Origin of the sequence: Streptosporangium sp. NPDC000095, from assembly GCF_042899335.1 — a bacterium.
In the GTDB taxonomy this organism is placed as follows: Bacteria; Actinomycetota; Actinomycetes; order Streptosporangiales; family Streptosporangiaceae; genus Streptosporangium.
The window spans coordinates 324,781-348,137 of sequence record NZ_JBIAZS010000008.1 but is presented as its reverse complement, the minus strand read 5'-3'; the positions used below and the strand labels follow the sequence as shown (position 1 = coordinate 348,137).

At 70.4% G+C, this 23,357-nt stretch carries 23 protein-coding genes and 1 riboswitch; of the genes, 14 read left to right on the top strand and 9 right to left on the bottom strand.

Features of this window, described 5'->3' with window-relative positions:
- Positions 1-59: 59 nt before the first annotated feature.
- Positions 60-1,175 (bottom strand): globin domain-containing protein, encoded by a 1,116-nt coding sequence (locus ACFY3V_RS20395; RefSeq protein ID WP_362901224.1) that lies wholly within the window; start codon positions 1,173-1,175, stop codon positions 60-62.
- 491 nt (positions 1,176-1,666) lie between these two features.
- On the opposite strand from ACFY3V_RS20395, the gene ACFY3V_RS20390 reads away from it, so the two are divergent.
- Together ACFY3V_RS20390 and ACFY3V_RS20385 are read left to right on the top strand one after the other, a co-directional pair.
- A complete protein-coding gene (locus tag ACFY3V_RS20390) occupies positions 1,667-2,353 on the top strand; it encodes a gamma-glutamyl-gamma-aminobutyrate hydrolase family protein (protein WP_362901226.1) in 687 nt (228 codons plus the stop codon).
- A 172-nt stretch (positions 2,354-2,525) separates the two neighbouring features.
- Positions 2,526-3,440, top strand: coding sequence for an alpha/beta hydrolase (locus ACFY3V_RS20385; RefSeq protein ID WP_389775258.1), 915 nt, complete (start codon positions 2,526-2,528; stop codon positions 3,438-3,440).
- 46 nt (positions 3,441-3,486) lie between these two features.
- Here the strand turns inward: ACFY3V_RS20385 and ACFY3V_RS20380 are convergent, their stop codons facing one another.
- Entirely contained in the window at positions 3,487-4,668 is a 1,182-nt protein-coding gene (locus ACFY3V_RS20380; RefSeq protein WP_362901230.1) for an acyl-CoA dehydrogenase family protein, read from the bottom strand.
- 76 nt (positions 4,669-4,744) lie between these two features.
- Positions 4,745-5,350 (bottom strand): rRNA adenine N-6-methyltransferase family protein, encoded by a 606-nt coding sequence (locus ACFY3V_RS20375; RefSeq protein ID WP_362901232.1) that lies wholly within the window; start codon positions 5,348-5,350, stop codon positions 4,745-4,747.
- Positions 5,351-5,489: 139 nt separating this feature from the next.
- On the opposite strand from ACFY3V_RS20375, the gene ACFY3V_RS20370 reads away from it, so the two are divergent.
- From ACFY3V_RS20370 to ACFY3V_RS20330, 9 genes are all read left to right on the top strand, one after another.
- Positions 5,490-5,909: a hypothetical protein gene (locus ACFY3V_RS20370; RefSeq protein WP_389775253.1), complete on the top strand. Its 420-nt coding sequence runs from the start codon at positions 5,490-5,492 to the stop codon at positions 5,907-5,909.
- 80 nt (positions 5,910-5,989) lie between these two features.
- Positions 5,990-6,586, top strand: coding sequence for a CDP-alcohol phosphatidyltransferase family protein (locus ACFY3V_RS20365; protein ID WP_350947146.1), 597 nt, complete (start codon positions 5,990-5,992; stop codon positions 6,584-6,586).
- 3 nt (positions 6,587-6,589) lie between these two features.
- A complete protein-coding gene (locus tag ACFY3V_RS20360) occupies positions 6,590-9,091 on the top strand; it encodes a mannose-1-phosphate guanyltransferase (protein WP_362901238.1) in 2,502 nt (833 codons plus the stop codon).
- 359 nt (positions 9,092-9,450) lie between these two features.
- Entirely contained in the window at positions 9,451-9,963 is a 513-nt protein-coding gene (locus ACFY3V_RS20355) for an FHA domain-containing protein (RefSeq protein ID WP_350947148.1), read from the top strand.
- A gap of 26 nt (positions 9,964-9,989) precedes the next feature.
- Complete coding sequence (locus tag ACFY3V_RS20350; RefSeq protein WP_386205217.1) at positions 9,990-10,640, top strand: MerR family transcriptional regulator; 651 nt, start codon at positions 9,990-9,992, stop codon at positions 10,638-10,640.
- 79 nt (positions 10,641-10,719) lie between these two features.
- Entirely contained in the window at positions 10,720-11,190 is a 471-nt protein-coding gene (locus ACFY3V_RS20345; RefSeq protein WP_326639501.1) for a bifunctional nuclease family protein, read from the top strand.
- Positions 11,191-11,334: 144 nt separating this feature from the next.
- The gene (locus ACFY3V_RS20340; protein WP_350947150.1) at positions 11,335-11,955 is read left to right on the top strand and encodes a MerR family transcriptional regulator; all 621 of its coding nucleotides are present in this window, start codon (positions 11,335-11,337) and stop codon (positions 11,953-11,955) included.
- A 14-nt stretch (positions 11,956-11,969) separates the two neighbouring features.
- Positions 11,970-12,062: riboswitch (glycine riboswitch) on the top strand.
- Positions 12,063-12,241: 179 nt separating this feature from the next.
- Positions 12,242-15,097: an aminomethyl-transferring glycine dehydrogenase gene (gene gcvP / locus ACFY3V_RS20335; RefSeq protein ID WP_362901241.1), complete on the top strand. Its 2,856-nt coding sequence runs from the start codon at positions 12,242-12,244 to the stop codon at positions 15,095-15,097.
- Between the two features lie 135 nt (positions 15,098-15,232).
- Complete coding sequence (locus ACFY3V_RS20330) at positions 15,233-16,015, top strand: tetratricopeptide repeat protein (RefSeq protein ID WP_389775245.1); 783 nt, start codon at positions 15,233-15,235, stop codon at positions 16,013-16,015.
- Between the two features lie 163 nt (positions 16,016-16,178).
- Here ACFY3V_RS20330 and ACFY3V_RS20325 read toward each other — a convergent pair whose 3' ends face one another.
- Positions 16,179-16,529 carry a hypothetical protein gene (locus ACFY3V_RS20325; protein WP_350947153.1) on the bottom strand — a complete coding sequence of 117 codons (351 nt, stop codon included), beginning with the start codon at positions 16,527-16,529 and terminating at the stop codon, positions 16,179-16,181.
- A 146-nt stretch (positions 16,530-16,675) separates the two neighbouring features.
- Here ACFY3V_RS20325 and ACFY3V_RS20320 point away from each other — a divergent pair, with 146 nt between their 5' ends.
- The gene (locus tag ACFY3V_RS20320) at positions 16,676-17,308 is read left to right on the top strand and encodes an alpha/beta family hydrolase (RefSeq protein ID WP_389775310.1); all 633 of its coding nucleotides are present in this window, start codon (positions 16,676-16,678) and stop codon (positions 17,306-17,308) included.
- A gap of 7 nt (positions 17,309-17,315) precedes the next feature.
- On the opposite strand, the gene ACFY3V_RS20315 is transcribed toward ACFY3V_RS20320, so the two are convergent.
- Together ACFY3V_RS20315 and ACFY3V_RS20310 are read right to left on the bottom strand one after the other, a co-directional pair.
- Entirely contained in the window at positions 17,316-17,507 is a 192-nt protein-coding gene (locus ACFY3V_RS20315; RefSeq protein ID WP_307558872.1) for a DUF5999 family protein, read from the bottom strand.
- Positions 17,508-17,916: 409 nt separating this feature from the next.
- The gene (locus tag ACFY3V_RS20310; RefSeq protein WP_362515827.1) at positions 17,917-18,519 is read right to left on the bottom strand and encodes a TetR/AcrR family transcriptional regulator C-terminal domain-containing protein; all 603 of its coding nucleotides are present in this window, start codon (positions 18,517-18,519) and stop codon (positions 17,917-17,919) included.
- Between the two features lie 195 nt (positions 18,520-18,714).
- Between ACFY3V_RS20310 and ACFY3V_RS20305 the strand changes: the two genes are divergently transcribed.
- Positions 18,715-19,116 (top strand): hypothetical protein, encoded by a 402-nt coding sequence (locus tag ACFY3V_RS20305; protein WP_350947155.1) that lies wholly within the window; start codon positions 18,715-18,717, stop codon positions 19,114-19,116.
- A 480-nt stretch (positions 19,117-19,596) separates the two neighbouring features.
- Positions 19,597-19,806, top strand: coding sequence for an MbtH family protein (locus tag ACFY3V_RS20300; RefSeq protein WP_362901245.1), 210 nt, complete (start codon positions 19,597-19,599; stop codon positions 19,804-19,806).
- 225 nt (positions 19,807-20,031) lie between these two features.
- Here the strand turns inward: ACFY3V_RS20300 and ACFY3V_RS20295 are convergent, their stop codons facing one another.
- From ACFY3V_RS20295 to ACFY3V_RS20285, 3 genes are all read right to left on the bottom strand, one after another.
- Positions 20,032-21,456: an RNA polymerase sigma factor gene (locus ACFY3V_RS20295; RefSeq protein ID WP_362901247.1), complete on the bottom strand. Its 1,425-nt coding sequence runs from the start codon at positions 21,454-21,456 to the stop codon at positions 20,032-20,034.
- A 195-nt stretch (positions 21,457-21,651) separates the two neighbouring features.
- On the bottom strand, positions 21,652-22,026 hold the full coding sequence (locus ACFY3V_RS20290; protein ID WP_362901249.1) for a hypothetical protein: 375 nt from the start codon (positions 22,024-22,026) through the stop codon (positions 21,652-21,654).
- A gap of 51 nt (positions 22,027-22,077) precedes the next feature.
- The gene (locus ACFY3V_RS20285; protein WP_389775306.1) at positions 22,078-23,271 is read right to left on the bottom strand and encodes an AMP-binding protein; all 1,194 of its coding nucleotides are present in this window, start codon (positions 23,269-23,271) and stop codon (positions 22,078-22,080) included.
- Positions 23,272-23,357: the final 86 nt, after the last annotated feature.

The window sequence follows — 23,357 nt, the reverse complement described above, 5'->3', positions numbered from 1 at the left end:
TCCCGCCGTGCTCTATGAAATTTGCGTGATCAATTTGGGGTGTTAGTCGCGAATGTCGCTCAAGGATCCCCCTCCACGATGTCCCGGTGGATATGGGCCGGCGGCATTCCGCTCCGCTGGAGCCTGCGGACGGTCTCGTTGACCATGGCGACCGGGCCGCAGACATAGGCCTCGTGGTCGGCCCACGAGTGGAACCGCTCCATCACCTCGGAAAGACGGCCCCGCATGCCGGCGTACCCTCGCTCCTCGGAGACCACGGGCAGCACCCGCAGCCACGGGCAGGCCGACTCCATCCGCCGCAGGTCGGTCAGGTCGTAGAGTTCGGCGGCCGTGCGGGCTCCGTACAGCAGGTGGATGTTGGGGCGGCGCCCGGAGTCGATCAGGTGCTCCAGGATCGCCTTGATCGGGGCCAGGCCGGTGCCGCCCGCCACGCACAGGATGTCGCGTCCGGAGCCGGAGGGCACCATGGTGCCGATCGCGGGGCCCAGCGTCACGGTGTCACCGATCCGGGTGTGCCTGACCAGCGTGGTGGAGACCCAGCCACCGGTGATCGCGCGGACGTGCAGACGGACGGTGTTGTCGTCCCGGGGCGCGTTCGCGATGGAGAACGCGCGCCAGACGCGTGGCCAGCGCGCGGTCTGCACGTTGACGTACTGGCCGGGTACATAAGGCAGTTCCTGGCCGGGCCGCAGGGTGATCACCGCGATGTCCGGGGTGCGGAGCTCGTGGTCGATCACCTCGGCCGGCCACCAGGCGGGCGACACTCCCGCGTCCGACTGGGCTGACTCGATCATGAGATTGGCGGCGGCGGTGTACGCGGCCACCCACGCCGCCTCGATCTCGGTGTTCCAGACCTCGGCGGCGAAGCGCCGGATCGTGGCGAGGAGCGCGTTGCCGACCGCGGTGTAGTGCTCGGGGACCACCCCGTACTTGCGGTGGTCGCGGCCGAGCTGGCCGAGGAACGACGCCATGCCGCCAGGGCTGTCCAGGCTCCAGACGATCCTGGTCAGCGCGCTGAACAACCGGTCGCGCTGGATGTCCATCGCCGGGGGGAACATCGCCCGCAGGTGCGGGTTCTCGGCGAACAGGCGCCCGTAGAAGTATGCCGCGGCCTTGTCCGCGACGGGTTCGACGACGGCGAAGCTTTCCTTGACAAGACGCGGATTCAAAGACATTTAAAGAACCCACCCTAATTGACCGGCTCAAAGTCCGATCACGCAGATCCACCTCCCTGACGGCTCCGGGTGACGAGTGACCTGGAGCCCCGGCTCGCCCGGTCACTCGAATTCGAGTCTTCCATCACCTAGTGGGCCTCACAACCGTTTCCCGGCAATATAGCGGGAAATCTAGCTATCGGTAATTGGATAGTTATTTTGGGTGACTGGTTAATCTATGGAGAGCTGGATAAACGAATAATAATCACATTCGTTTTGAAGGTGAAATTTACTATTCGTACGATTTCTCGTCACGGCGGGGTTCCGGGGGGTTGGGTGGCGGGAAGCCCTCCGGCGGTGAGGGGTGGGGAGGCCCGGCGAGACGACACTGATACCTCGGATGTGTGACATGACCGAAATAGAGTGCGCCATGATAGGGAAGCTGTTGGAGATGGGATCGGTGCTGTCCGAAACAGGTGGCGCCACCTCGTGCACGCCCCCCTGGAGAACGCATGCCCCAACCCTTGATCGGTATCACCACCTACCTTGAGGCCGCCCGCTGGGGCGACTGGGTCAGGGAGGCCGTCCTGTCGCCGCCCTCCTACGCGCGGGCCGTCGAGAAGGCGGGTGGCGCCCCGGTGCTGCTGCCCCCGCTCAACCTCGGCGGGATCGACGACTACGTCCGCGGCCTGTCCGGTGTGATCCTCGCCGGAGGGGGCGAGCTCGACCCCTCCCTGTACGGGGCCGCCCGCGAGGAGCGCGTCGGTGACCCGCAGCCGCACCGCGACCGCTTCGAGTTGGCGCTGGCCCGCGCCGCCGTCAAGGCCGACCTGCCGCTGCTCGCCTCGGGGCGGGGCATGCATGTCCTGAACGTCGCCCAGGGCGGGAACCTGATCCCCTGGCTCCCCGAGGTGGTCGACCACGACCGTCACGCCGCCTCCACGGCGCACCGCGTCCAGATCAGCGTCTCCAGCAAACTCGGCAAGACGCTGGGCGACACGGCCGAGGTGACGGCTTCCCATCACCAGGCCGTCAAGCGGCTGGGCACCGGGCTGCTCGCCGTGGCGTGGGCCGACGACCAGATCGTCGAGGGCGTCGAGCTGGAGGGGCACAGGTTCGGCATCGGTGTGCAGTGGGAGCTCGCGCGAGCCGGGGACAACCGGCTCGTCGAGGCCCTGGTCGAGGCCGCCGGATCCTGACACCGTCGCGCGGACGTGACGTCCCGCGTGATCGCCCCGGTGTGCCGGTCGTTCCCGACGCCGTCGCGCGGACGTCACCCGCGAGAACGGGCGATGCGACGCGCCGCTGACGCGCGCCGCCGCCGCGCCCGGGTCCCGCCGTGCCGGGGACGACGCGGGTAGGGTGCCGATCATGCCGTTGCACCCGCAGGCCGAGGCCTACCTGAAGCTCTTCCAGACAGACCTCGGTGCCCCTCTCTCCACTCTCACCCCCGAAACGATCGCCGAGCTGCGGACCCTCGACGCCTTCGCCGAGCAGCGCGGTCCGATCATTCCCCTGCCGATGGTGAGGGACGATGTCGCCGCGGGGGTGCCGGTCCGCGTCTACCGGCCCCGGGAGGGCGACGCCCCTCTCCCCGCGCTCGTCTACTTCCACGGCGGAGGCTGGGTCTTCGGAAGCGTCGAGCGCAACGACGCGCTCGGCCGCGACCTCGCGGTACGCAACGGGGCGGTCGTGATCTCGGTCGACTACCGGCTCGCGCCCCACCATCCCTTTCCCGCGGCGGCCGACGACGCGTGGAGCGTTGTCCAGGACCTCTTCGCCCGTCCCGGCGCCTACGGGGCCGACCCCGGGCGCATCGCGGTCTGCGGCGACAGCGCCGGGGGCAACGTCGCGGCCGTCGCCGCCTGGCGGGCCAGGGACGCCGGGCTCGGGCTCGCCCACCAGCTGCTTGTCTACCCGGTGACCGACGTGGCCATGGACACCGAGAGCTACCGCACCTACGCCACCGGATTCGGGCTCGGGGCCGATGAGATGGCCTGGTTCGTCACGCAGTACGGAGGCGACCCGGCCGACCCCCGGCTCGCCCCGGCCCGGCTGGCCGACAAGTCCGGCCTGGCTCCGGCGACGGTGATCGTCGCCGAGTGCGACCCGCTCTGCGACGAGGGCGAGGAGTACGCCGCCCAGCTCGCCGAGGCCGGAGTGCCGGTCGAGGTGAGGAGGTACGAGGGGGCCATCCACGGTTTCTTCGGCCTGCCGGGCTTCTTCGACCAGGCGACCGAGGCGCGCGAGTACGCCGCGGCCCGTCTCGCGGAGGCATTCCGGTGAGCGGCGCCGCCCCTGCCCCCATGCGGCGGGAGCGTCCGCGACCCGGTCAGAAACTCCTGGGCAGCCCGAGCACCTGGGTGGCCAGATAGTTGAGCAGGAGCTCCTCGGTGACGGGGGCCACCCTGCCGATGCGGGCGTCGGCCAGCAGGCGGGCCACCGGATACTCCAGCGAGTAGGCCATGCCGCCATGCGTCTGGAAGGCGTGGTCGGCCGCCTCCCACGCGGCCTGCGAGGCGGTCAGTTTGGCGATGTTGGCCTCGGTGCCGCAGGGCAGCTGCCTGTCGAACAGCCACGCGGCCTTGTAGAGCATCAGCCTGGCCAGCTCGATCTTGGCCTTGACCTGGGCGAGGGGGAAGGCGATGGCCTGGTTGGCGCCGATCGGGCGGCCGAAGACCTCGCGCTCCTTGGCGTACCGCACGGCCACCCCCAGCGCCACCTCGGCGCCGCCGAGGGCGGAGGCGGCCAGCAGGACGCGCTCGGGGTTGAGGATGTCCCACAGCACCAGCGCGCCCTGGTCGACCTCGCCGACGACGTTCCTCTCGGGGACCCGCAGATCGTCGATGAAGACCATGTTGGACGGGGTGGTGTTCGCGCCCATCTTCGGGATCGGCCGGAAGGACAGCTGCCCGGCGGCGACCGCCTCGGGGACGTTCACCAGCAGGACGGTCAGGCCGTTGGAGCGAGGACTGGCCTCGGCGGCCGGGATGGTCCGGGTCACGAGGAGCATCCAGGTCGCCCGCTGCACCCCGGTGATCCAGATCTTCTGGCCCTGGACGACGAACTCCGCACCGTCGCGGCGGGCGAAGGTGGAGATGCCAAGGGCGTTGGACCCGGCGTCGGGCTCGGTCAGGGCGAAGCAGGTCTCCAGCTCGCCGGTGGCCAGCCTGGGCAGCAGCTCCTCACGCTGCCGGGCGCTGCCGTGCCTGGCGAGGGTCATGGCGCCGAACCCGGGGGTGAGCACGTAGGTGAACGCCGAGCCGCCCGCCGAGCCGGAGGCCGACAGGGTCTCGGTGGCCACGGCCAGCTCCAGCAGGCCCTGCCCGCCGCCGCCGTACTCCTCGGGCACGGCCAGGCCGAGCCAGCCGCCCTTCGCCAGGTCCTGCCAGACCTCCTCCGGCCAGCGCTTCTCGCTCTCGCACCGCTGCCAGTAGTCCAGGTCGTAGCGCGCGCAGATGTCGCCGATGCCGCGCTGCACGGCGAGGGCGCTCTCGGGGAGGGTGAAGTCCACGATGATCAACTCCATCGTTCTCGGCGGGGGGACTGCCGCGGAAGTGTGAGTCTGCGGCTCCGTCGGCTCTGCTGACTCAGGATTCCGAGGCGGGAAGGCGCGGCCTGCGCGCGTGGTAGACGAAGGCCGGCGGCACGTTCCCCCACACCGTCCGGCCCACGACGACCTCCTCGAAGGTGTCGGCGAGACGCTTCCTGAAGCGCCGCGCGGGAGGAAGGCGCTTGGCGAAGCTGTACGCGAAGGTGGTGAAGGCCGTGTGCGTGCCCATGATCGCGGTGACCGCCTCCAGCAGGCGGGCCTGTGTGTCCGCGGAGAAGGCGGCCCACGGCAGCCCGCTCACGATTGCGTCGGCCTTGGACAGGCCGCGCTCCTGGAGCAGCTGCGGCAGCCGCGCCGCGTCGTCGACCACGACGTCCACCCCGGGGTTTCCCGCGGCGAGGAACTCGGCCAGCCTCGGGTTGATCTCGACGGCCATGTGGTGTCCCCGGCCGCCCAGCCGGCGCTGGATCTCCGCCGTGAACGCGCCGGTGCCGGGGCCGAGCTCGACGATCACCGGATCTCCCCGGAGGGGAACGGGCGAGGCCACCGCCTCGGCGAGCCGCCGCGAGCTCGGCGCCACCGCTCCGACGGTGCCCGGCGAGCGGAGCCACTGTCCCAGAAAGAGCGCGGTGTCATTGGTCATGGTCTGAAGCGTAGGGGAATCCGCCAGGCGGTGGATCCGTAGGTCATTCCCCAGGCTGACGACCCGGCCGTGTCTCCGCGGTCACGATGTGCTTCGAACCACTCGCTTTTCATCTTTCATCTGAGGAAGGACACATCTCATGCAGGAGGTCGTCACCCAGCCCGATCCGACGCGGGGCCGTCAGGTATCCACGGGCCTGCTGTACGGCGTCCGCGTCCTCGTCGTCGCCCAGGCCGCCGGACTCGTCGTCGCCGCCTCGTTCGCGGGCCAGGCCGTACAGGGCGGGGGAGAACTCGGCGAGACCCACGTCATGGCCGGGATGGTGGTGCACCTGATCGCCCTGCTGCAGATCGTCGCGGCCGTGCTGGTCTGGCGTCCGGGACGGGGGGCGGGCTGGCCCGCGCTGGCCAGTCTCGGCCTGTTCCTGATCGGCATGGGCCAGCACTTCAGCTGGGACGTGCTCGGCACCCACGTGCCCAGCGGTCTCGCCCTGTTCGGACTGACCGTGGCGGTGCTCATCTGGGCGTGGTCGCCCCGCGCCGCCGAGCGCCGGTCCTGAGACGTGCGCCCTCCCCGCATCCCCTTGGTGGCGCCGGACACAGTAGTGTCACCATCAGGTGCGGGGAGGGAGTTCAGCCGGTGGGTCCGGAAGAATCGGGGGCTGAAGATCGAATTTGGACGGTTCCCAACGCGCTGAGCCTGGCCAGGCTCCTGGGGGTGCCGGTCTTCCTCTGGCTCGTGCTGGGGCCGAAGGCCGACGGCTGGGCCGTCGCCCTGCTCATGCTGGCCGGATTCTCCGACTGGCTCGACGGCAAGATCGCCCGTGCCTGGAACCAGACCAGCAGGCTCGGCCGCCTGCTCGACCCGCTGGCCGACCGGCTCTACATCCTGGCCACCCTGTTCGGCCTCGCCATGCGCGAGATCATCCCCTGGTGGCTGGCGCTCGCCATCCCGCTGCGCGACGTGATGCTGCTGGGCATCCCGCTCATCCTGCGCCGTCTCGGATACGGCCCGGCACTGCCCGTGCACTTCCTCGGCAAGGCCGCCACCGCGAACCTGCTCTACGCCTTCCCCCTGCTCTTCCTGGCCCATCACCCCTCCTGGTACGCCGAGGCGGCGGGGATCGTCGGCTGGTCCCTCGCCATCTGGGGCACAGGTCTGTACTGGTGGTCCGGAGTGCTGTATTGGGTACAGGTGCGTCAGCTGACCAGCGAGGCCAAACGCCTTAAGAGGTGATCTGTGAAGGCCGTCGTCATGGCGGGCGGGGAAGGGACACGGCTCCGGCCGATGACCGCGAACCAGCCCAAGCCTCTCCTGCCCGTGATCAATCGGCCGATCATGGAGCATGTGCTCCGCCTGCTGAAACGGCACGGTTTCACCGAGACGGTGGTCACCGTGCAGTTCCTGGCGGCTCTGGTCAGAAACTACTTCGGCGACGGCGACGAGCTCGGCATGAGCCTGCACTACGCCACCGAGGACACGCCGCTCGGCACCGCGGGCAGCGTCAAGAACGCCGCCGACCGGCTCCGTGACGACCGCTTCCTGGTCATCTCCGGCGACGCGCTGACCGACATCGACCTGAGTGACATGATCCGCTTCCACCGCGAGAACGGCGCGATGGTCACGATCGGGCTCAAGCGCGTCCCCAACCCGCTGGAGTTCGGCATCGTCATCGTCGACGACCAGGGCAGGGTGGAGCGCTTCCTGGAGAAGCCGACCTGGGGCCAGGTCTTCTCCGACACCGCCAACACCGGCATCTACGTGATGGAGCCCGAGGTCCTCGACGAGATCGCGGCCGGGGAGTCCGTCGACTGGTCGGGCGACGTGTTCCCCAGGCTGCTGGAGCGCGGCGCCCCGCTGTACGGCTACGTGGCCGACGGCTACTGGGAGGACGTGGGCACCCACGAGAGCTACCTCAAGGCCCAGGCCGACGTCCTGTCGGGGCGGGTCAAGGTCGACATCGACGCCTTCGAGGTCTCGCCGGGCGTCTGGGTGGCCGAGGGGGCCTCGGTCGACGCCGACGCCGTCCTCAAGGGCCCCCTCTACATCGGCGACTACGCCAAGGTCGAGGCGGGGGCCGAGCTGCGCGAGTACACCGTGCTCGGCAGCAACGCGGTGGTCAGGGAGGGAGCCTTCCTGCACCGCGCGGTCGTCCACGACAACGTCTACGTCGGGCCCAGCGCCCACCTGCGCGGTTGCGTGATCGGCAAGAACACCGACCTGATGACCGCGGCCAGGGTCGAGGAGGGCGCCGTCGTCGGAGACGAGTGCATCATCGAGGCCGAGGCGTACATCTCCTCCGGCGTCAAGATCTACCCGTTCAAGACCATCGAGGCCGGGGCGGTGATCAACAACAGCGTCATCTGGGAGCCGCGCGCCCAGCGCAACCTGTTCGGCCCCCGGGGGGTGTCGGGGCTGGTTAACGTGGAGATCACCCCCGAGTTGTGCGTACGGCTGGCCAGCGCGTACGCCACCACCCTGAAGAAGGGCGCCTCGGTCATCACCTCCCGCGACTCCTCCCGTGCCGCGCGGGCACTGAAGCGGGCGGTGATCAGCGCCCTGAACGCGAGCGCGATCAACGTGCTCGACCTGGAGGCGTCCCCGCTCCCGGTGGCCCGCTTCCACACCGCCAGGGAGAACGCCGTCGGCGGCATCGCGCTGCGCACCACCCCCGGCGACCCGCAGAGCGTCGACATCGTCTTCATGGACGAGCACGGCGCGGACCTGTCCCCGGCGGCCCAGCGCAAGCTGGACCGGGTCTTCTCCCGGCAGGAGTTCCGCCGCGCCTTCCCCGGAGAGATCGCCGAGCTGAGCTTTCCGGCCAGGGCGGTGGAGGACTACACGCACGAGCTGCTGCGTCTGGTCGACATCAGCGGGGTGCGCGACGTCGACATGAAGGTCGTGGTCGACTGCGCGGGAGGCACCTCCTCGCTGGTGCTGCCCAGCCTGCTGGGCCGGGTCGGGGTGGACGTGCTGACCGTCAACAACCGGCTGGACGACGCCTCGCCCACCGAGACCCTCGCCGAGCGCCGCCGCGATCTGCAGCGCCTCTCAGAGCTCGTCAGCTCCTCCAGGGCGGCCTTCGGGGTGCGCTTCGACCCGGTGGGGGAGCGGGTCGCGCTGGTGGACGAGATGGGCCAGCTGATCAGCGAGGAGCGCGCCCTGCTGGTCGTGCTCGACCTGGTCGCCGCCGAGCGGCGCGGCGGCAGGGTGGCGCTGCCGGTCACCACCACCCGGGTGGCGGAGCAGGTCTGCAGGTTCCACGGCGTGCAGGCCGAGTGGACCTCCACCGCGATCGACGCGCTGACCACCGCGGCCAGAGGGCAGGAGACGATCTTCGCGGCCGACGGGCGCGGCGGTTTCATCGTGCCCGAGTTCGGGCCCACGGTGGACGGCCTGGCGGTGTTCCTGCGCCTGCTGGGCCTGGTCGCCAGGACCAGGCTCTCGCTCAGCCAGATCGACGCCAGGATCCCCGAGGCCAAGCTGCTGCGCCGGACCGTGCCGACCCCGTGGGCCGCCAAGGGCGCGGTGATGCGCTCGGTCATCGAGGCCGCCGAGCACTACCGCATCGACACCACCGACGGGGTCCGGGTCGTCGCCGAGGACGGCAGCTGGGCCCTGGTGCTGCCCGACCCGACGGAGGCGGTCACCCACCTGTGGGCCGAGGGCTTCGACGTCGACTCCGCGCAGACCCTGATCGAGCACTGGGCGCGGGTGGTCGAGGACGCCGCGGGCGGCTGAGGGGCACAGACGGGCTCAGGTGGGCCCAACCGGACACCGGGGGAGCCGGGGGAGAGGGGGCGAAGGGAGGGGCGTGAGCCGAGCGGAACGGGAAAGCCGGACGGGAAGGGAGGAGGATGAGCGCTCGGGGGCGAGGGGTCGCGACAAAACACAGCGCGGCGCCATGGACCGGAGACAGTGCCCCACTGTAACTTTGTCACCGACCGTACCCGCGGTTCAGCGTCAACCTTGACCTTCGCGCCTCATCACTGTATGTTGCGGCATTCGCAGTCCGAGAAAACACTTGAGAAGCGAAGAAGCGAGGCGCGCATCACTGAGCACCGTTGCCGCGTCTTCGCGGTAGGAGGCCGAGCCGATCGATGCCGAGCGTCTACTGCACGCAGTGCGGTCATGCCAACCCTGAGGATGCCCGTTTCTGTTCACGATGCGGGTCGCCGCTTACCAAAGCCGAGACCGCCGGAGACAGCACATCGACGATCTCCCTCTCCGGGATCGAGGCATATGAGGCGGAGACAGGTGAGACGCTTCTCGCCGAACGGCAGGCCGTCGAGCAGTTGCCCCCGGGCACCGCGTTGCTGGTCGCGATGCGCGGCCCCAACGCCGGCAGCCGGTTCCTGCTCGACAGCGATCTCACCACCGTGGGCCGCCATCCGGAGAGCGACATCTTCCTCGACGACATCACGGTCTCGCGCCGTCACGTGGAGTTCTACCGGCGCGGCGGCGGGGTCTTCACCGTCCGTGACGTCGGCAGCCTCAACGGCACGTACGTGAACCGCGAGCGCATCGAGGAGGTCCCGCTGTACGGCGGGGACGAGGTGCAGATCGGCAAGTTCCGCCTCGTCTTCCTCACCCGCGGCGCCGCTGGAGGATGATGAGCTCGCAGGCCGCTCGTGCGCACATGAGCATCGGGGAGGTGCTCGCCCTCCTGCAGGGCGAGTTCCCCGACGTCAGCATCTCCAAGATTCGTTTCCTGGAGGGCGAGGGGTTGATCGAGCCGGAGCGCAGTCCCTCCGGTTACCGCAAGTTCAGCTACGCCGACGTCGAGCGGCTCCGTTACATCCTCAGCGAGCAGCGTGACCGCTACCTGCCGCTGCGAGTGATCAAGGATCATCTGGAGGCGGCCGATCGTGAGGAGCGCCCGGCCGCCCGGCCGCGCGCCGTCCCCGACGAGGCGCCTCCCGAGCTCAGGCTCACCCGCGAGGAGCTGATCGCCGCCGCCGAGCTCGACGAGGAGACCCTCGCCGAGCTTGAGGACTACGGCCTGCTGGCCGCGGTGGCCCGCTACTACGACGCCGAGGCGCTGGCCGTGGCCCGCAGCGTCGGAGCCCTCGCCGCCTTCGGCCTGCGCGCCCGCCACCTGAGGGCGGTCAAGGCCGCGGCCGAGCGCGAGGCGGGCCTGGTGGAGCAGGCCGTCGCCCCGCTGCTGCGCCGTCGCGGGCCGGGTGCGATCGACCAGGCCGACGAGACGGCGAGGGAGATTTCCGGCCTGCTGCTGGAATTGCACGCCTCGCTGCTGCGTTCCGGCGTGCGTGGGGCTCTGGGTCGGTGAGAGCCTGACCAGGCACTCGTACCCCCACGAGTGTTACGTTGAACAAACCGGTCGGAATCCAGCGAAGACGGAGCAGCCCGTGTTGCAGATGGAGGTCGTGGGCGTTCGAGTTGAAATGCCCTCCAACCAGCCGATCGTCTTGTTGAAAGAGACGCATGGGGAGCGTTACCTGCCTATCTGGATCGGCATGACGGAAGCCACGGCGATCGCCATGGCCCAGGCCGAGGAACCACCACCCCGGCCGCTCACTCATGACCTGTTCCGTGACGTGCTCGAAGGGCTCGGAGTCCGGCTGAGCACGGTCAACATCGTCGCTCTGCGCGACGGCATCTTCTTCGCCGATCTCGTGTTCTCCAACGGGGTGGAGGTGAGCGCGCGTCCCTCGGACTCGATCGCCTTGGCACTTCGAACCGGCGCACGTATCTTCGCGAGTGAGGATGTGGTCCGGGAGGCGGGGGTGATCATCCCCGACGACCAGGAGGACGAGGTGGAGAAGTTCAGGGAGTTCCTTGACACGATCACGCCCGAGGACTTCGGCCGCGCGGGGTAGGAATTTCGGTGCATTTACGCTTCACGACGCGCCGAGTGGGGTCGTTGACTGGACTTGGCCCCAGTCCTACGGTGCATGTGAACCCTGCGGCCGTGCGTAAACCCCCAGATCAGGCCGTGGGATGAGAGAAAGCCGGAGGTCCGCGTGGCGGTCAGCAGCGGCGAGGGTAGAAACGCCGATCAGGATGACCCGAAACGGCGCCAGTCGGCACGTCAGCGCGCGGGTGAAGAGGGTCTGCTGTTCGACGGGCAACCGGTGAAGGTGCCCGCCGACATCGGTTACAGGGGCCCGACGGCCTGTTCCGCGGCCGGCATCACCTACCGGCAACTCGACTACTGGGCGCGCACCGGCCTCGTCGAGCCCACCGTGAGAGCCGCCCACGGATCCGGCTCCCAGCGCCTTTACGGCTTTCGCGACATCCTGGTGCTCAAGGTCGTCAAACGGCTCCTCGACACCGGCGTCTCCCTCCAGCAGATCCGCATCGCCGTGCAGCACCTGCGCGACCGGGGCGTCAACGACCTGGCCGGGATCACCCTGATGAGCGACGGGGTGAGCGTCTACGAGTGCACCTCGCCCGACGAGGTGATCGACCTCCTCCAGGGCGGCCAGGGAGTCTTCGGCATAGCACTGGGACGGGTGTGGCAGGAGGTGGAGGGCTCCCTCGCGGATCTGCCCGGCGAACGTGCGGAGTCGAGCGAGGGCCCTTTAGGCGATCATCAGGCCGATGAGCTGGCCCGCCGTCGCAGAGCACGACGAACCGGGTAAACTCGGACTGCTGCTGACCCTGTGCGGGAGAGACCCCGACAGCGAGCGGGGCGCCGAAGGAGCAACCTCCCCGGAATCTCTCAGGCACCCGGTACCGCACGGACGAGGCAACTCTGGAAAGCAGGCGCGCCGGCCAGGTGCGACTCACCGACGGTGCAAGCCTCCCGTCACGGGTAGGTGAAGCTCTCAGGTCACGACGCGTGAGACGGTCGTGATGACAGAGGGGGAGACCAGGCATACGCCCGCGCCCAGCGCCGGTCTCCACCCCGTCCCGGGAGGCTTCACCATGACCGACCTGTCATCGCTCAGCGAACTCGGCTCCCTGCCGTTCTCCACCCGCCACATAGGGCCGGACGACGCCGGCCAGACCCGCATGCTGGAGGCGGTCGGATTCGCCTCCGTGGCCGACCTGGTCGCGGTGGCCGTGCCCGAGGCGATCCGCTCCGCGGGGCGGCTGAGCCTGCCCCCGGCGGCCGGGGAGTCCGAGGCCCTCGCGGAGCTTCGAGTCCTCGCCGGGCGCAACACCGTGCTCACCTCGATGATCGGCCTGGGCTACCACGACACGATCACTCCGGGCGTCATCCGCCGCAACCTCCTGGAGAACCCCGGCTGGTACACCGCGTACACGCCCTACCAGCCGGAGATCTCCCAGGGCCGTCTGGAGGCCCTGATCAACTTCCAGACCGTCGTCTCCGACCTGACCGCCCTCGACGTCGCCGGTGCCTCCCTGCTCGACGAGGCCACCGCCGCCGCCGAGGCGATGACCCTGGCCCGCCGCGCCGGCCGCGGCCCCTCGAAGGTGTTCGTGGTCGACGCCGACGCGCTGCCGCAGACCAAGGCGGTGCTGCGCACCCGCGCCGAGCCGCTCGGCATCGAACTGGTCGAGAGCGACTTCACCGCCGAGCTTCCCGAGTGCTTCGGGGTGCTCGTGCAGTATCCCGGCGCCAGCGGCAGGATCCGCGACTTCCGCGCCGTCGCCGACGCCGCCCACGCGCGCGGCGCCCAGGTGGTCGCCGCCGCCGACCTGCTCGCCCTCACCCTGCTGGCCGCGCCGGGCGAGCTCGGCGCCGACATCGCCGTCGGGTCCTCGCAACGCTTCGGCGTCCCCCTCGGCTTCGGTGGCCCCCACGCCGCCTACATGGCGGTCCGCGACGGTCTCCAGCGCCAGCTGCCGGGCCGCCTGGTGGGCGTCTCCCAGGACGCCGACAAACGCCCCGCGTACCGGCTCGCCCTCCAGACCCGTGAGCAGCACATCCGCCGGGAGAAGGCCACCAGCAACATCTGCACCGCGCAGGTGCTGCTCGCCGTGATCGCCGGCATGTACGCCGTCTACCACGGACCCGAGGGCCTGCGCAGGATCGGACGGCGCACCCACAGGCACGCCGTCGTGCTCGCCGAGGGCCTGCGCCAGGGCGGTGTCGAGGTCGTGCACGACACCTTCTTCGACACCGTGCTCGCCAGGGTGCCCGGCCGCGCCGAGGAGATCGTCGCCACGGCCCGCGAGAACGGCGTCAACCTGCGCCTGGTCGACGCCGACCACGTGGGCGTCACCTGCGACGAGAAGACCGAGCCGCTCCACCTGGAGCAGGTCCTGGCCGCCTTCGAGATCAGCGGCGCCGTGCTGGCCGACCTCGACGCCGCCGCCCACGACGCGCTGCCCGCCGCGCTGGCGCGGGTCAGCGACTACCTGACCCACCCGGTCTTCCACAGCCACCGTTCCGAGACGGCCATGCTGCGCTACCTGCGAAGGCTCCAGGACAAGGACATCGCGCTCGACCGGTCGATGATCCCGCTGGGCTCCTGCACCATGAAGCTCAACGCGACCACCGAGATGGAGCCGATCACCTGGCCGGAGTTCGCCGGGCTGCACCCCTACGCGCCCGAGGACCAGGCCGCGGGCCACATCGAGCTGATCGGGGAGCTGGAGCGCTGGCTCGCCGAGGTCACCGGCTACGACGCCGTGTCGCTTCAGCCGAACGCCGGCTCGCAGGGGGAGTTCGCCGGGCTGCTGGCGATCCGCGCCTACCACACCGCGCGCGGAGAGTCGGGCCGCGACGTCTGCCTGATCCCCTCGTCCGCGCACGGCACCAACGCCGCGAGCGCCGTCATGGCCGGCATGCGCGTGGCCGTGGTCGCCTGCGACGACAAGGGCAACGTCGACCTCGACGACCTCGTCGCGAAGATCGACAAGCACCGCGAGCAGCTTGCCGCGATCATGGTGACCTACCCGTCCACGCACGGCGTGTACGAGGAGACGATCGTCCGGATCTGCGAGCTGGTGCACGAGGCTGGCGGGCAGGTCTACGTCGACGGCGCCAACCTCAACGCGCTGGTCGGCCTGGCCAGGCCGGGGGAGTTCGGGGCGGACGTCTCCCACCTCAACCTGCACAAGACCTTCTGCATCCCGCACGGCGGCGGTGGCCCCGGCGTCGGCCCGGTCGCGGTCCGCGCCCACCTGGCCGACTATCTGCCCGGCCATCCGCTGCGTGAGGGTACGATGGTCGGCCCGGTCTCGGCCGCGCCGTACGGCTCGGCGGGCATCCTGCCCATCTCCTGGGCCTACATCCGGATGATGGGCGCCGACGGCCTGAAGGCGGCGACCGAGCAGGCCATCCTGTCGGCCAACTACCTGGCCCGCAGGCTCAGCCCCCACTACCCGGTCCTCTACACCGGCCGCGGCGGCCTCGTCGCCCACGAGTGCATCGTCGACCTGCGCCAGATCACCAAGGAGACCGGGGTGACGGTCGACGACGTGGCCAAGCGCCTCATCGACTACGGCTTCCACGCCCCGACCATGTCCTTCCCCGTGGCGGGAACGCTGATGATCGAGCCGACCGAGAGCGAGGACCTGGCCGAACTCGACCGGTTCTGCGAGGCGATGATCTCGATCCGCGAGGAGATCGCGAAGGTCGCCTCCGGCGCGTACGACAGGACCGACAACCCGCTGCGCAACGCCCCGCACACGGCCGACAGCCTCGTCGTCGACGAGTGGGCCCACCCCTACAGCCGCACCGAGGCGGCCTACCCGTTGCCGTCGGTGCGCGAGGGCAAGTACTGGTCGCCGGTCCGCCGTATCGACCAGGCTTACGGCGACCGTAACCTGGTCTGCTCCTGTCCTCCCCTGGAGGCGTACGAGGACTGATCCCGCCGGCCTCGTGGACATCGCGCGAGAGCCGGGAAACCCGTGCGAACCGTGATATCCGCCGGGAATGCGGGGGGACGGACGAGGCCCCGAGTCGTTAGGCTCGGGGCGTCTCCGTATCCGGAAGGATCATGCATGCCTGAGGTGGACACCCGTCCCTTGGACGCCGCGCGAAGACTGGCCGAGTCGGGCGATCTCGACGGCGCCGCCACGATCTTCGCTGAGCTGGTCGCCGATCCCGACGAACCCGACAGGGCCCAGGCGGCGGTGGGGCTCGCGGTGGTGCTCGAGGAGAGCGGAGACGTGCCGGGCTCCCGCGCGGCCGCGCGCACCGCGCTGGCGACCGGGCACCCGGAGTTCGCCGCCCAGGCCGCCTGCCTGCTCGCGGGGAGCTTCGAAAGGGAGGACCTGGCGGAGCAGGCCCGCGCCGCCTGGCAGGCCGCGCTGGGTGTCGGCCACCCCGCCTACGTCCCGCTGGCGCACATGGCCCTCGCGCGGCTCGCCACGGGCGATGAGGAGGCCGAGCGGTCGCTTCGCGAGGCGCTCGCCACCCGTGACCCGGAGATCGCTCCTCGGGCCGCTCAGCGGCTGGCGGAGGTGTTCCTTGAGGAGGGCGAGCCGGCCGAGGCCGCGCAGGTGCTCCTGGAGGCGCTCTCGGTGCCGGATGCGGCCGAGGTGCCGAGACTGCGGGTGATGCTCGGCATCGCTCATCTGGAGATGGCCTGCGCCGAGTTCTCCGGTGCGATCGAGGAGGGCGGAGACGTGGAGACCGGTGCGCTGGCCATCGAGCTCCTGGCGCGCACCCTTCCGCTCAGGGGGCGCGACGAGGACGCCGAGCGGGTGTGGCGCTACGGTCTGGACAGCGCCGACGAGGACCTCGCCGGTGAGGTCCGCCTGCGCCTCGACCGGGATCTCTGAGGTCCGGTGACTTCGGGGGCCGTGCGCGGAGCGGCGGTCGCCCTGTGGGCGGACGTCGGGCGGTCGCCGGGCCGATGAGGCCGGGCCGGACACTGTCCGGGAGTGGCGGATCCACAGGGGACCACAGGAAAGGCGTCTCCCCGTCCCCGCGGCGCCCTCGCCGTCAGTCGCGCTCCCGCCAGCGGCTCAGGGCGTGGGCGAAGTTGATCGCGACGATTCCGCCCCAGGCGAGCAGCAGTCCGGCGGTGCCGGCGTTCTGCGCGGCGATGGCGGTGAGCGGGATCCCGATGCCCATGGAACCGAGGGCGATCGGGATCGAGGAGTTCGTGCTCCTGCGCGGCCTGGCCGCCGGTGCCCCGGTGGCGTGCAACTCGGCGCGCACCCGGTGGGCGATGGTCGCGTCGAGACGTGACACGAACGAGTCGACGAGCGCGGCCTCGTACTCCGGGCCGAGGTCGCGCCGGGCCTCGATGGTGGCGCGCATGTCCTGGCGGATATCTTGGTAGTCCTGCACGCTTCGATTGTTCCCTCGCCCCCGGCCGCCGGGCATCAGCCGTTAGGACGAGATTCGTGTCCACCTTCGACTCCACCCCCCTCGCGAAGGCGTCCGCCCCGCGGACCACCGCGGAACCCCGGCTTCCGGCGAGCACGGCCGGGCCCCTGGAGATCGTGACCCCGCACGGCCCGGCCCTCGTGGAGATCGACGAGGTGGCCGCCCCGCGCTTCCTGCTGGTGCTCACCCACGGCTCGGCCGGGGGAGTCGACGCCCCGGACCTGCTGGCCGTGCGGGACGCCGTGACGGCGATCGGCGGGACGGTCGCGCGGGTGCTGCAGCCGTTTCGTGTGCGCGGGGCCCGGGCGCCGGGGTCGGCGGTCAAGCAGGACGAGGCGTGGGAGAGGTTGGTGGCGGAGTTGCGCGGGCGCTATCCGGGGCTGCCGCTGGCGCAGGGCGGGCGGAGCAACGGGGCGAGGGTCGCGTGCCGTACGGCCGAGCGGGTCGGTGCCCACGCGGTCGTCGCGCTGGCCTTCCCCCTGCACCCGCCGAGGAAGCCGGAGCGGTCACGCGCGGGAGAGCTGCGTGCGGCGGGTGTGGACGTGCTGGTGGTGAGCGGAGACCGTGACCCGTTCGGCGTGCCCGAGGCGGCGGACGCCGCGCGCCTGGTGGTGCTGCCGGGAGAGGGTCACGACCTCGGGAGGAGTCCCACCAGGGTGGGCGAGGTGGTCGCCGAGTGGCTCGACACGAGGATGCGGCCGGGCTCGGTGGACCCGCTCAGCGTGACCGGTCGGGGGTGACGGGTCTTCAGACGACGCCGGCCAGTGGCCGGTGCGGCTCGATGACGGCACCGTCGGGGAGGAGCTCGCCGGTGTCCTCGAACAGCACAACACCGTTGCAGAGCAGGCTCCAGCCCTGCTCGGGGTGGGCCGCCATGGTGCGGGCGGCTTCGCGGTCCAGCGCGTCGGCGGACGGACAGGACGGCTCGTGCGGGCACATCGGCGTGCCTCCGGATCTCTCGTGTCGGCTCGCCCGTGTCACACCGGGCACGGGGGTGGGCATCGGACATCCGGCGGCACCGTCACCGATGGGTCTCCGTTCCCACGTATGACGGGGACGAGCATCTGAATGTTGACATATGGCCATGCGACCCCTAACAGAGCGAGGGTCGCACATCAAGTAGATCAAGTGTGCGATCGATCGCACCTCGGCGACATAGCCCGTTAGGACTGTTTGGGACTGCTAGAGGGCCAGTCCGTCAGGGCTTTGTCGGGGGATGTGACCTATAACACAGCATGCCTCATATGAGCACATTCAACCAAGTCCGACACGCCGCCTGGCGGGTAAACGATCGGTTACAAGTTGCTGACGTGCCCCGATGTCGGCCCTCGCGCCCCTGGCCTGGCCCTTAGCGGCTCCTGCCCTCCCGCGTGCCCAGGCCGGCCAGGAGCGCGTCCAGCCCGTGCTCGAAGTCGGTGTCCGCCGCCGGGCTACCGCCTCCCCTCGACGGAGGGCGCCAGGGCTCGTCCTCGTCGCCCGAGGGCTCGGCCCAGCCCGACTGCTGCACCTCCACCGCCACCGCGCCGAAGACGTAGGCCCGCAGGGCGCGTACCGCCCCCGCCGGGTCGGCCAGGCCCGCCTCGGCCAGTTGCTCGGTCTGCTCCCTGATCGCGATCGCCGCCCTGCCTCTCGGCGGCTTGGTCAGGGCGAGGGCCAGCACCCCGGGATGCTCCCTCAGTGCTGCCCTGCTCGCCCGGCACCAGGCCCTCGCGCTCTCCTGCCAGCTCTCGCCCGGCTCGGCGTGCACGGTGGTGACGTGCTCGGCCAGCGCGTCCATGAGGGCGTCCTTGCCGCGTGGCAGGTGGTGGTAGATGGCCATCGCCTCCACCTGGAGCGCGTCGCCCAGCCGTCGCATCGTCAGACGCCGAAGTCCTTGGCCGTCGGCGATGTGAAGGGCGGCGTCGATGATGCGCTCCCTGGAGAGCGGGACGGGTGGTCGCTTGGCGGGCATGGGAGGCATCCTGCCACCGCCTGCCTTACTGCGTAAAGGGCGGCGCGCCGAACAGGACGGACCTCCGTCGCGCGGCGGGACGGGGTCGTCCGGGAGAGGTCGGGTCCCTGAGTGTGTGGGGTGAGGGCTGAGCGCGTAGGCTACGAGCGGTGATCTGCCGGAGGAGGCCCGGCGACCGGTGAGAGAGGGAAGAAGATGGCGTTTTTCCGACCGAGCGTGAGCCGGGAGGCGGAGGTTCGTCACCACGCTGACCAGGAGGTCGGGAAGAGCTTTCCCGAGCTTCTCGAGAAGGCGCGCGAGGCCGAGGCCGAGGTGCGCCGGGCGCAGGCCGCCGCGGCTCCGGTGCAGGAGTTGCGAGCCGCCGGGCTGGCGTTCGACAGGGCTCTCACCGAGGCCCTGCGCGCGGCCGAGGCCAACCAGCGTGCGACGTTCGGGGTCAAGGCGTACGACGACCGGATCCGCCGCCGCAAGGGCAGGGCGACCCCCCGGGGTGCCGAGTGGACCGCGGAGGTCAACCGCCTGCGCACCCTTCGCGAGCAGAACCGGCTGACCGGCATCCCCCGGGTTCCCCGCCCGGTCGCCGCCTCCGCCCGCTGACCTTCATCCCAAGCACCCTGGGCACTCAGGGCTCCCGTTCGAGAGGGCTCCTCCCCGCGGCCGAAGACCGCGGGGAGGAGCCCTTCGTGGTCCCGGCCCGCCGCGGGCGCCCCCGGCGGGCCTCCGGGGGGCCTGCGGGGGCCTGGACGCCGTCATCCCCCATAAGCCTTGACATCGCCGTCGATGAGGTGGATTTTAGGATAGGCTTACCTAATAAACCTTGTCATTCCGACAGCCCCCGACTGCTCGCCTAACGCTGTGACCAGGTATTTCGCTGAGATGTGCACGCCACGCATTTTCCTCTGCCCCAACCCCTGCCTGATGGCTCCGAGAACGCGACGGGAGATCGGTGCTCGGCGGCCTCCGGGCGCGTCGGCGGGAAAACCGCGCGCCGACGCCCGCACGCGGACCCCGTGCCGACCGCCGCTCCCGGTGCCGGACGAATCCCCGATCCTTGCCCGTTCCTGCTGGAGGTAACCGATGATCAACCCCTTCGACGACGACGGCGCGTCCTTCCTGGTGCTGGTGAACGTGGAGGGGCAGCACTCGTTGTGGCCCGCGTTCGCCGACGTCCCCGCGGGCTGGCAGATCGCCCACGGTGAGGACTCCCGCGCCGGTTGCCTCGCCTACGTCGAGAGCTCCTGGACCGACATGCGCCCAAGGAGCCTCATCGCCCAGATGGACGGCTGAGCCTTCCGCGCCTTCCCGGCCTCCGCGCCTTCCCGGCCTTCGAGGCCGGATACGGGTGACCGTCGCCTTGGTCCACCTTGGCCCCCCGCGCCGACCTTCCGGGAGGGACGCCCGGCGATCGCGCCGATTCCGTCGGGACACCCCTTGGGCGGGGCCGGAAACGCGGAAGGGCGCCACCGCGGACAGGAGGTCTCGCGGTGGCGCCCTTCGAAACGGGCGGCCGGGTCAGCTGGCCCAGTCGAGCAGCGGGCGGGTGTTGCTGGGGTGGCGAAGCTTGGAGAGCGACTCCTTCTCCAGCTGGCGGATGCGCTCGCGCGTCAGGCCGAGGTGCTTACCGATCTCGTCGAGGGTGTGGGGCTTGCCGTCGACGAGGCCGAAGCGCAGGGCCATGATCTTGGCCTCCCTGGGGGAGAGGTTGCCCAGCACGCCGCGCAGCTGCTCGCCGAGCAGCTGACGGTCGACGACCTCCGAGGCCTCGGGCGAGTCGACGTCCTCGATGAGGTCGCCGATGGTGGTCTCGCCGTCCTCGCCGATGGTGGCGTTGAGGCTGATCGGCTGGCGGCTGGTGCGCAGCAGCTCCTCGATCTGGTCGGGGCTCTTGTCGAGCTCGACGCCCAGCTCCTCCGGCGTGGGCTCGCGGCCCAGGCGCTGGTGCATGTCGCGCTCGACGCGCGACAGCTTGGAGAGCATTTCCAGCACGTGCACCGGCAGCCTGATCGTGCGGGCCGAGTCCGCGAAGCCGCGCTGGATGGCCTGGCGGATCCACCACATGGCGTAGGTGGAGAACTTGTAGCCCTTGGTGTAGTCGAACTTCTCCACCGCGCGGATCAGACCGAGGTTGCCCTCCTGGACCACGTCGAGCAGGGCCATGCCCCGGTCGGTGTACTTCTTCGCCACGGAGACGACCAGGCGGAGGTTGGCCTCCAGCATGTGGTCCTTGGCCCGGCGGCCGTCCTCGGCGATCCACTCCAGGTCGTCACGCACGACCGCGGACAGGCCCGGGTCGGCCTCCAGCTTGGACTCGGCGTACAGGCCGGCCTCGATGCGCTTGGCCAGCTCGACCTCCTGTGCGGCGGTGAGCAGGGTGCGACGGCCGATCGACTTCAGGTAGGTGTGCACCGAGTCACCCATGACGGAGGACTGGTCGTCGAGGTCGAGGGTCGGCTCGGCCTCCACCTCGGGCTCCTCCGCCGGGTTCCACTCGTCCTCGGGCTCCGCCGCTGTGTCCTTGGCGTCCTTGGTGCCCTTGGCGGTGGTCCCGGCGGCCTTCACGGCCTTGGTCCTCCTGGTGGTCTTGAGGTCCCCGGAGGACTCCACCGGGACCTTGGTCGCGTCGGGGGCGCCGGCCACGGGCTCGGCCTTCGTCGAGGTCTTCCTCGCGGAGGCGGTCTTCGTCTTGCGTGCGGAGGTCTTGCGGGTGCTCTTGGCGGTGGATGCCGAGAGTGTGGGCTCGTTCTCGGCCGCCAGGCTGACGCCCGCCTCGGTGAGCTCGCGCAGAATCGACCTGCCCTCGGTGGGGCTGACGCCCGCCTCGGCGAAGGCGTGACGCAGCTCCGCGAGTGAAAGGTGACCCTGGACTCGTCCTCGGTCAAGGAGCTGGTCGAGGGTCGTCGGGGCCTCAGATGAGGTCGCCACGGCGGCTGGGGGCATGAGGACACCTCCTCCATCACGGAGTCGTCTGAATTTACGGTTTGCTGGTCTTGGGGTGGGGCGGTCTGGGAGCCGCTCGGCGCACCAGTACCAATAACCCCAGGCAAGAACATTCTGTTCCCGACTTGACTCGGAAAATATGATGGGTGGACCGCCGTGTCGGCGATCCACCCGCGCGCGGGTGCCCGAGAGGGCCTATTCGATCACTTCCACGGGGCCCTCTTTCGCCGACTCCGAGGAGCCTTCGAGCGGGCCGTCGACCATGGGCATCGGGAAGGGCTCGGCCTGCTCCAGCCGGTCCTCGTTCCAGTAACCGAAGACCTTCTCGGGGTCGGGGTTGACCTCCTTGGAGACCACGTAGTCCTCGGCGGGAGGAGCGGACGCGGTCGGTGACGGCTCGTACGAGGGCGCTCCCGGCTCGTTCGGGGACACGGCGGGCACCGGCTCGTCCGATGGTTTCTCCGCTCTCCCGATCCCGCCCGACGCGGCGGCCGCCGTGACGGAAATGCCGCCGGCGAGGACCAGGCTCACGATTCCAGCCGAGACCCATGTCTTCCGGGTGACGTTCATCGGGCTTGTCCTTCCTGCTTCGGCTACCTCATTGGACGTTCGGGGGCACCTTCACGGTTCCCGATCACGACCATAACGGAGAGCCGCGAGATCCGGCTTGCCATTGGCCAGAAGCGGTATTTCGGTCACAACGGTCAGGTCGGCAGGGGCCGCGTAGGCGGGCATCCGCTTCTTGACGAGGGCGCGCAGCTCGGCCAGGGGCGGCGGGGAGGGCGAGACGACGACGGCCACCACCCGCTCGCCCCACTCGGGGTCGGGACGGCCGACCACGGCGACGTCGACGATCGCGGGATGCTCGGCCAGCACGGCGGCCACCGCCGCGGCGACCACCTTCTCACCTCCGGTGTTGATGACGTCGTCGGCCCGCCCCAGCACGCGTAGCCGCCCTCCCTCCAGGGTGCCCAGGTCCGAGGTGAGGAACCAGTCGCCGTCGCGGGCCGCCTCGGTGAGGTCGGGGCGGAGCCGATAGCCGGAGAACAGCATGGGTCCGCTCAGACGGATCCGGCCGTCGTCTACGACGGCGATCCCCACCCCGTTGAGGGGATCGCCGTCGTAGACGCACCCGCCGCAGGTCTCGCTCATGCCGTACGTGGTGACCACCCGGGCGCCGGCCGCGTGGGCCGCGGCGAGCAGGCCGGGGGGAGCGGCGGCGCCGCCGAGCAGGATGGTCCTGATCCTCGACAGGCGCTGGAGACGCGTCGAATCCACCTGGAGCAGCCGGCGCAGCTGGGTCGGCACCAGTGAGACGTGCTCCGCGCCGCTGGAGAGCACGGCCTCGGGGGAGAACCCGTCGTGCACGATCGGCTCGGTCCCGCCCAGCAGCGACCTGACCAGGACCTGCAGGCCGGAGACGTGGGAGGGAGGCAGACAGCACAGCCAGCGCTCGCCCGTTGCGGCGCCCAGGCGCCGCAACGAGGCCGACGCGGAGGCGAGCAGCGCCTCGGCGGACAGCTGGACGCCCTTCGGGACGCCGGTCGAGCCGCTGGTGGCGATGACCACCGCGACCTCGGCGGGCACACCGACGCCGCCCTCGCGGCGTACTCCGTTCACATGGGTCGGGCGCAACGCGTCGAGCGTCGCCCGCAGTGCGGGGGCGGGCAGGGCGGGGGAGAGGGGCAGCACGGCCGGGCCGCTGCCGTCCAGCGCCGCGCCGACGGCCCGGAACAACTCCGAGGTCGCCGGAGATACCACGGCGTGCAATTCCCGTTCTACGGAAAGCCACGCCTCGTGCGCAGGAGCGGTCATCACGGTCGTAAGGTTAGTGCCGGAAGCCGGACAACGGCCGGGGGTACCGGCGCAGCGGAGAGGGTGAAGCCATCGTGGGCACGGAG